This is a genomic window from Veillonella sp., assembly GCF_015058545.1.
In the GTDB taxonomy this organism is placed as follows: Bacteria; Bacillota; Negativicutes; order Veillonellales; family Veillonellaceae; genus Veillonella_A.
Genome location: NZ_SVCB01000009.1, coordinates 1 through 7,675 on the forward strand (window position 1 = coordinate 1; position 7,675 = coordinate 7,675).

General features: G+C 44.3%; 5 protein-coding genes. All 5 read right to left on the bottom strand.

All coding sequences use genetic code 11. The annotated features are described in order from the left end of the window. Nucleotides 1-156: 156 nt before the first annotated feature. Nucleotides 157-1,404: a protein kinase gene (locus E7204_RS00310; RefSeq protein ID WP_295180480.1), complete on the bottom strand. Its 1,248-nt coding sequence runs from the start codon at nucleotides 1,402-1,404 to the stop codon at nucleotides 157-159. Nucleotides 1,405-1,477: 73 nt separating this feature from the next. Further along, nucleotides 1,478-2,908 carry a decarboxylating NADP(+)-dependent phosphogluconate dehydrogenase gene (gene gnd / locus E7204_RS00315; RefSeq protein ID WP_295180482.1) on the bottom strand — a complete coding sequence of 477 codons (1,431 nt, stop codon included), beginning with the start codon at nucleotides 2,906-2,908 and terminating at the stop codon, nucleotides 1,478-1,480. Beyond that, nucleotides 2,898-4,718 carry an AAA family ATPase gene (locus E7204_RS00320; RefSeq protein ID WP_295180484.1) on the bottom strand — a complete coding sequence of 607 codons (1,821 nt, stop codon included), beginning with the start codon at nucleotides 4,716-4,718 and terminating at the stop codon, nucleotides 2,898-2,900. Before E7204_RS00320 ends, gnd begins: the two co-directional genes overlap by 11 nt. A gap of 104 nt (nucleotides 4,719-4,822) precedes the next feature. Then, complete coding sequence (locus E7204_RS00325; protein ID WP_295180487.1) at nucleotides 4,823-5,677, bottom strand: DMT family transporter; 855 nt, start codon at nucleotides 5,675-5,677, stop codon at nucleotides 4,823-4,825. A gap of 103 nt (nucleotides 5,678-5,780) precedes the next feature. After that, nucleotides 5,781-7,280, bottom strand: coding sequence for a threonine synthase (gene thrC, locus E7204_RS00330; protein ID WP_295180488.1), 1,500 nt, complete (start codon nucleotides 7,278-7,280; stop codon nucleotides 5,781-5,783). Between the last annotated feature and the right edge of the window lie 395 nt (nucleotides 7,281-7,675).

The window sequence follows — 7,675 nt, forward strand, 5'->3', positions numbered from 1 at the left end:
AAAGCCCCCGAGTAGGGGGCAGCCAGTGATAATAGAGTGGTTGTCAGATTACTCAAAGCCCTCTTTAGAGGGCAACCACTAGAGAAAGACCCTTATAGGGTCAGAGCAAACCACCCGTTCTACGGGTGGTTATGATTTTTTAAATTGTCACTTAAATTATGTTTTTCGAAGCTGCTTATCCAATTCATCAACCCGTTTAATTAACGTCTTGATTAAATTAGGCACTTTACGTTCCAACACTTCAATAACTTCCCGACTCGTATCAACCGCCTCAAAGCGCGCCTTCACTTCAATTAATCTTTTTTCAAAAATATCCGGCACTGCCGCTTTCAATGCAGCATGATCAATATCGTGAACCCCTGTTACATAAGTAAGTTCACGGTCATGAGTACCGTTTTCAGCAAACGCCTTAGACAAATTATATGGTGCCGGCTGTGCTTCATAATCACCACTAAAAGAGTTATAGGCAAAAGTTCGGCCATTGTCAAAAATAGGCGCCAAACCTATAAACTCAAGAGTCTCACTATTCCGTAAGATACCGAAATTCCCCCAATGACGATCATCGTTCATTGTCAGATAATCAATAATAATCATTTCTTCCAGCTGCTTACGAATTTCATCCGTTACGGCACAACCATTTTGTCGTAGAAATTCCAAATAATTATCTAACCCATTTAAATGATTGGTTCGGGATTTTTCCAATTGCCAAACCGGTATAAACTCGATGGATGCCGTCGTGAACGCATCACAAGCGGATACGACCGAGCCACCGAATGTTCCCAAACGATACAACACATGGTTAAAACCCAGTACATCCAATAAATCGGAAACCACCGCTTCATTAAAAGGCTCCTGCACAAATGGTTGATTACCAGTTTTATATAAAACCGGCGATTCATCGGTATGCAACCACATCTGCGGTAAAGTACCGTTATTCGAAGTATTCGGCGTATGACTATGAAACGAAATCAATGTTCTATCCCCAACCTGTTTTTTCAAAGTCGTCAATGATGAGATAAAAATCGAATCATCTTCAAATGAATTATCATAGAAATTCACATCCGCCCAAATTACTTTACTGTCGGCCGGTTTAATCCAATAATGATCGGACACGCTAAGCATATAGGAGCGCAAGGATAGTTCAAGCGAGGAATCACTGTCAAAGTAATCCTTGATAGCACTGATATTAGGCCGCTCTTTAGGAATAACTCGATGATCTAAAAATTTATTCAAATTATATTCATAACCACGATAATTATCTATCATATTCGGTGGTGTATGGTCTTTATTCAGTATGGATTCAAACTTTGCCCACATCTCATATTTATGAAACGTAAATTGAACACAGGGCACATCTTTATGCATTAATAAAAATGTGTTGCCTTTAAATTTATTATGCTTCATGATGTGCCCCCTTTCGTGCAAATATTATTTAATTGGAACTATCGCGTGCCTTAATACCACGCGTTTTTTATTTTTATTTCCCTTCCAATGCAGCTTCCCATTCGGTATGGAAAATACCGTCTTGATCAACACGTTCATACGTATGCGCACCGAAGAAGTCGCGCTGCGCCTGAATCATGTTAGCGGACAAGTTGGCACGACGATAGCTGTCGTAGTAATCAAGGGATGCGGAGAATGCCGGAGTCGGAATACCGAAACGTTTCGCTTCGATAATAGCTTCACGCCATTTAGCCTGATGCTGTTCGATGGCTTCGATGAAGAACGGATCGAGGAGCAAGTTGGAAAGTTCCGGATTGCGTTCGAACGCTTTTTTAATATCTTCCAAGAATACGGCACGAATGATACAACCGCCGCGCCATAAGAGCGCCATATCGCCGAAGTTGATATTCCAGTTGTATTCTTTGGCCGCTGCTTTAATCAACGCAAAGCCCTGTGCGTAAGAACAGATTTTAGACGCATACAAGGCGGAATGAATAGCATCGATAAAGGCTTTTTTGTCGCCCTTATATTCCCCTTCAGGACCTTTAAGCATCTTAGCCGCTTCCACGCGTTCCGTTTTGTAAGCCGACATGCCACGCGCAAACACAGCTTCCGCGATAGTCGGAATCGGTACCCCTAAATCAAGAGCTTCCTGGCTCGTCCATTTACCGGTACCCTTTTGGCCCGCTTTATCAAGGATTTTTTCCAATAATGGTTCGCCCGTTTCTTTGTCGCGTACGCGCAAGATTTTAGACGTGATTTCGATTAAGTAAGAATCGAGTACGCCTTTATTCCATTCGGTGAACACTTCGGCCATTTCTTCGGCACTCATGTGAAGCAATTCTTTCATCATAAAGTACGCTTCGGAGATGAGCTGCATATCGCCGTATTCGATACCGTTGTGCACCATTTTTACATAGTGACCGGCGCCGTCATCACCAACATAGCTGCAGCAAGGACCGTCAGCCACCTGAGCGGCGATGGACGTAAAGATTTTTTCCACTTCCTTATAGGACGTTTCATTACCGCCCGGCATGAGGCTTGGACCGTTAAGAGCCCCTTCTTCCCCGCCGGATACGCCAACACCTAAGAAGCGGAAGCCTTTAGCTTCGAGCTCTTGGCTGCGACGACGAGTATCTTTGAAATACGAGTTACCGCCATCAATTAAGATGTCGCCTTTATCCAAATATGGCAAGAATGCTTCAATCATGTCATCTACCGGTTGGCCCGCTTTTACGAGGAACATGATTTTGCGAGGTTTAGCAAGCATGTTAACGAGCTCTTCAGGACTGTGAGCACCGCCGATATCGCCTTCGTGACCGAATTTTTGCAAAAACTCATCCGTTTTCTGCGGCGTACGGTTATAAACAGCAATGCTGAAACCTTTGTGTGCCACATTACGCGCTAAGTTCTGACCCATAACGGCCAAACCGACTAAACCGAATTTATATGTCTTATTTTCCATATTTCGTCTCCTCTGCCACAGCCAGCCAGGCGTCCTGTTGTTGCGCCAGCTGCTGTGCTTTTTTTATAACTCTTACAAACGCAGGGGGAATATCCTCCCGCTCTTTTATATTATACGCAATACACTTGCCGATAGTAATTCCTTTTTGAAAAAACAACCAACTGAAGTAATACACTTCCAAGAGGTGTTCTTCCCGATTCGGAATTGAATTTAATTTGCGTTCGTGAAACGCCCGGTTCACCAGACCCTGAAGGGACTCATTTTGCGACTTGGCGTACTTAATCAGCTTATCCACCCCTTGAGTGATGGCTTTTTTGGACACCAGCTGCGAACCGCCTTCAAGACTGACTACCATGCGCACAATGTTATCCAAAACGGACCGTTGGCGCCGGCGAATCAAGTGACTGACCAAATCATATTCATAGCAAATTGTATCCGTGAAATATACTTGCTTTTTGCCCGCCCGTACGTCGGTACGCACATCCCTATCATATAGGGCGATGACGGGAATGTCAAAACGATTAAATAATTCAGCCAATCGGCTGATAGACCCTTGGCCGCGGGCATTGATAAGCCCGATGCCGTAAAAGTCGAGCGGAATACCGAGCGTTTTGGCAAACTGCCGAAAACTACTGTACTCCGTTTCGCCCTCTACTATCATAACACAACGTGTATAGAGTGCCTCTTTGACCGCGGAAAAATAAGCAATCAAATGTTCTTCCGCCTCCGACGACACTTCAAAGGTCACCCCGCAGGCAATCTTCAAGGAGCCCGACGGCTGACGATAAAAGCGAATAATCTGCCGATAATCATCGGACAAGACTTCCGCCGAATGCGTAACGATAAAGACCTGGCCTAAAATACCATCAATGCCGAACACATCTTTTAAAATGCGCAAAAATCCAATATTCTCATTGGCCATCATTTCTTTAAAATAATCCACCATAGCCCGCTGCATGAGTGGGTTCAAATGGGTTTCCACTTCATCGAGGCTGATAGCCAGCGGTAAATACCGTTTTCCCTTCATCACGACAATACGCGACTCCAGGCGATTTTGTTTTTTCAAACGAAAAATCTTCTGCACCAAGCGAAATACCACCATGGCCACGAGGCGCAGTGCATCAGGCGTATAAAAGCCGGCATAACGCTCGCTCTTATCGATTTTCGTATGCGTCATGGAGCCCCGTTCCATAAGTGGCCATTGCGTCAGCTGAGCCAATACAATAATCATGTAAATCGGCAAATGAGGCATGACCATTTGAAACTGCCGAATGCGCAGCGCAATGAGCGACATCGACTTCGTAACGGGCGAATCTTTTTTACAAATCGCCACATCGAGGGCCTCGCCCAACAAATCACGGAGCTCTTCGTAAAAGGACTCCTCCTTTGTGTCGAAAGAATAAATGCCAATATCCTTCAAGGCAAAATAGGCCATGTAAGTGAGCGTTTTAAGCGGTACCGAACGCCGTGCCGTCGTAGTCAACACCTCATACAGGCGCGGCTTCGTCGCCACATTCACCTGCTCCCACTCGAGCAGAATACGACCGTTTTTAACCGCCTTAATCAATAAGGGAGGCAACTCTTCGTGCGGCGTCACCACGATTTCAAGGCGAACCTTGACGGGTTTTACGATATCGAAAAAATCCCCTTCCACCAGCCTTCTGCCGGATGTCATGATCTGAATCAAGGCCAACAAATTAGACTTCCCAATCGAGTTTTCACCAATCAGATAATTACAATGCTCGTGAAAACTCAACTTCGTTTGATTCAAATTACGAAAATTCTCAATTTCTAAAGTTGCTAAGTACATATCGGCACCTACCTTTGTTAGGGCTTATACTTTGACGTGTTGCTCATTTAGCCAAGCTTAGAGTTTACACTTTGACGCGTTACTCCGTCAGCCAAGCTTAGAGCCTACACTTTGACGTGTTGCTCTTTTAAACGAGCAATCATAACCGATGCGACAAACATCATAATACCGGCCAAGACCGTCATCCACGATAAGGTTTCGTCAAAAATTACAAAGCCCCACATGGCATTGAAGAATACGCCGATATATTGTAAAAATTGTGCCACAACCGCATTGGTTGCCACAAATGCACCGGTCAGGAAGAATTGGGCAAACACGGAAATCCCGCCGATAATACCAAGGATTACCCATTGCCGCAAATCAGGCCATACAAAATCAGGTCCCATCAAGAGACCACCGACAATCATGGTGGTCACTAAGAAATAAAACATAATCTCATAATTACTGTGATGCCCCACTTGGCTGAGCTTGCGAATCGTAGTATAGGCAGCGGCCGCAAAGGCAGCACCGGCGATGGCGTAAAGCGAATACCAGTGGAACTCACTGAACGACCACGGCTTAATCATGAGGCAAACAGCCGCAAAAATCAAAATCAGCCATTTACCGGCCCCTTTCGGAACCGACTCTTTCAAATAGAGTGTGCTGAAAATAAACACGAATATGCCGGACAACTGGAATAAAATCGCCGCATCGGCCAACTTCATGTACGCCAGGGCAATGAAGTTGCACAAGTTGCCTAAACCGCCAAAAATCCCGCGAACGGTGAGCATCCCACGGTTTTCAGTCGAAAAGGCAATACCCTTGACGCGCATGTAAGCGAGGACCGCCACCGTGCCGATGAGGCCGCGGAAGAAGGTAATCTCCGCAGCCGGCATGGCTTGCCCCAGCATTTTTACAAATAAATTCATGATACTGAACGCCAAAGCTGACGCAATGGCATAGAAAAAAGCTTGTCTCACGTTGTCACTACTTTCTTAATGTATTACTAATATTTTGATTGCTATATAGTATCAACCAACAACTTATATCGTTAATAAGTAGGATCGTCTGACTCAATATAGCTTATTTTTTAAAAGTATCGACAAAAGCAAGAATTTCTTTGCCCATTGATTCTTTATCAATGACTTTGGTAAAACGTAATTCCTTCGCCTGCAAAGCAGCCAGTTGTTTCGGGAACGCCACGCCCGTCACCGCACTGATGTGCTCAAGACTTTCATATGGCGTATCACCGGTCTGAATTTCGAGGGCTTCGCAAATCGGATTCGGGAACTTGAACGGATGGGCCGTTGCGGCAATCACCGTATGACGACCGCCATCTTCCGGATGCGCCTGCAATTCCTTCATGTAAGCACCCATGGCCACCGCAGTATGCGGATCCAATAAGTAACCGTAGGAATTATAAACCTGTGCAATGACCGCTTTCGTTTCTTCATCGGAAACGAATTGACCGCTAAATTCCTTCTGAATGCGCTGTAACTCTTCTTCAGATACCGACAAGGAACCGTTGGCTTTCAAATCCTTCATGCGACGGTTCGTTACTTCGTAATCCTCGCCGCTCACATAATATAAGAAACGTTCAAAGTTGGAACTTTCCAAAATATCCATGGACGGTGAAATGGTCGTGTAGAATTCACGCTTCATATCGTACGTGCCGGTTTTGAAAAAGTCCGTCAACACATTATTGCGGTTGGAGGCACAAATCAACTTGCCGATTGGCACACCCATCTTTTTCGCATAATAAGCGGCCAAAATATTGCCAAAATTACCGGTAGGCACCACCACATTAAACGCTTCATCACGATGAATAGCACCTTGATTTACGAGCTCTGCATAGGCCACCACGTAGTAAACCACCTGCGGTGCCAAACGACCGATATTAATGGAATTGGCACTGGAGAAACGAACGCCCTTAGCCGCCACTTTTTCAGCCATCGACTCATCCACAAAGAGACGTTTTAAAAATTGCTGCGCATCGTCAAAGTTGCCGCGAATAGCCGTTACATTGACATTATCGCCCTCTTGTTTCTGCATCTGTTCCTGCTGCATCGGACTCACCCCATCGGTCGGATAAAAGACCTGAATGTGAGTGCCCGGCACATCTTTGAAACCTTCTAACGCTGCTTTACCCGTATCACCGGAAGTGGCCGTCAAAATAAGCACCTCATCTGTTTCCTTTTCCGCTTCTTTGGCGGCTACCAACAAATACGGGAACAAGGACAAGGCCATATCCTTAAACGCCTGCGTACGTCCGTGGAACAATTCAAGCACCGATAAACGTTCCAACAAAGAATGCAACGGTGCAATTTCAGGCGTACTGAAATTCGCTTTGCTATACGCCGACGCAATCATGGAACGCAATTCCGCTTCATCAAAAGTTGTGAAAAGATTTTTTAATACGGTATACGCAATGTCCTCGTAGGATTTCTCCGCCACCATGTCATAAGTCAGACAGCGTTCCGGAAATAAGGCCGGCACATATAGACCCCCGTCACTTGCCAAGCCATGGAGCAATGCATACGTTTCACTTACCGTTTCTTCACTTCGTGTACTTCGATACTTCATCTCTCTACCCTCATACTTCTACTAATCTAAAATAATAATAGAAAATTTTCCTATTACTTCTTTCAATTAATTATACCGAAAATACACATTTTTTACTACCCACCAAAGGTAAGGGTTAGGGCTTTAATTAACACATCGTTATAAGTTATTACATTATTTTTACAAAAAAAGACGTGCTAGAATTTTACATTGCTTATGATTAATCAGCTGTTGAAAAACCTTTAGCTGACACACTTCCAATAAATTTTACATATTTTGGTTAATTGTAAACTGAAATTGAACATATAAAAAATCCATAGTGAATACCGATTTGTGTTATGATTAATGTCGCTAAACCAAATCTTATACACGAGGTATCGATATCACTATGGACTCTATTAATCATAACACATCAT

What these genes read in the sequence shown, in the direction of transcription:
- E7204_RS00310 (WP_295180480.1), bottom strand. Translation starts at nt 1,404, where the DNA reads ATGAAGCATAATAAATTTAAAGGCAACACATTTTTATTAATGCATAAA.
- gnd (WP_295180482.1), bottom strand. Translation starts at nt 2,908, where the DNA reads ATGGAAAATAAGACATATAAATTCGGTTTAGTCGGTTTGGCCGTTATG.
- E7204_RS00320 (WP_295180484.1), bottom strand. Translation starts at nt 4,718, where the DNA reads ATGTACTTAGCAACTTTAGAAATTGAGAATTTTCGTAATTTGAATCAA.
- thrC (WP_295180488.1), bottom strand. Translation starts at nt 7,280, where the DNA reads ATGAAGTATCGAAGTACACGAAGTGAAGAAACGGTAAGTGAAACGTAT.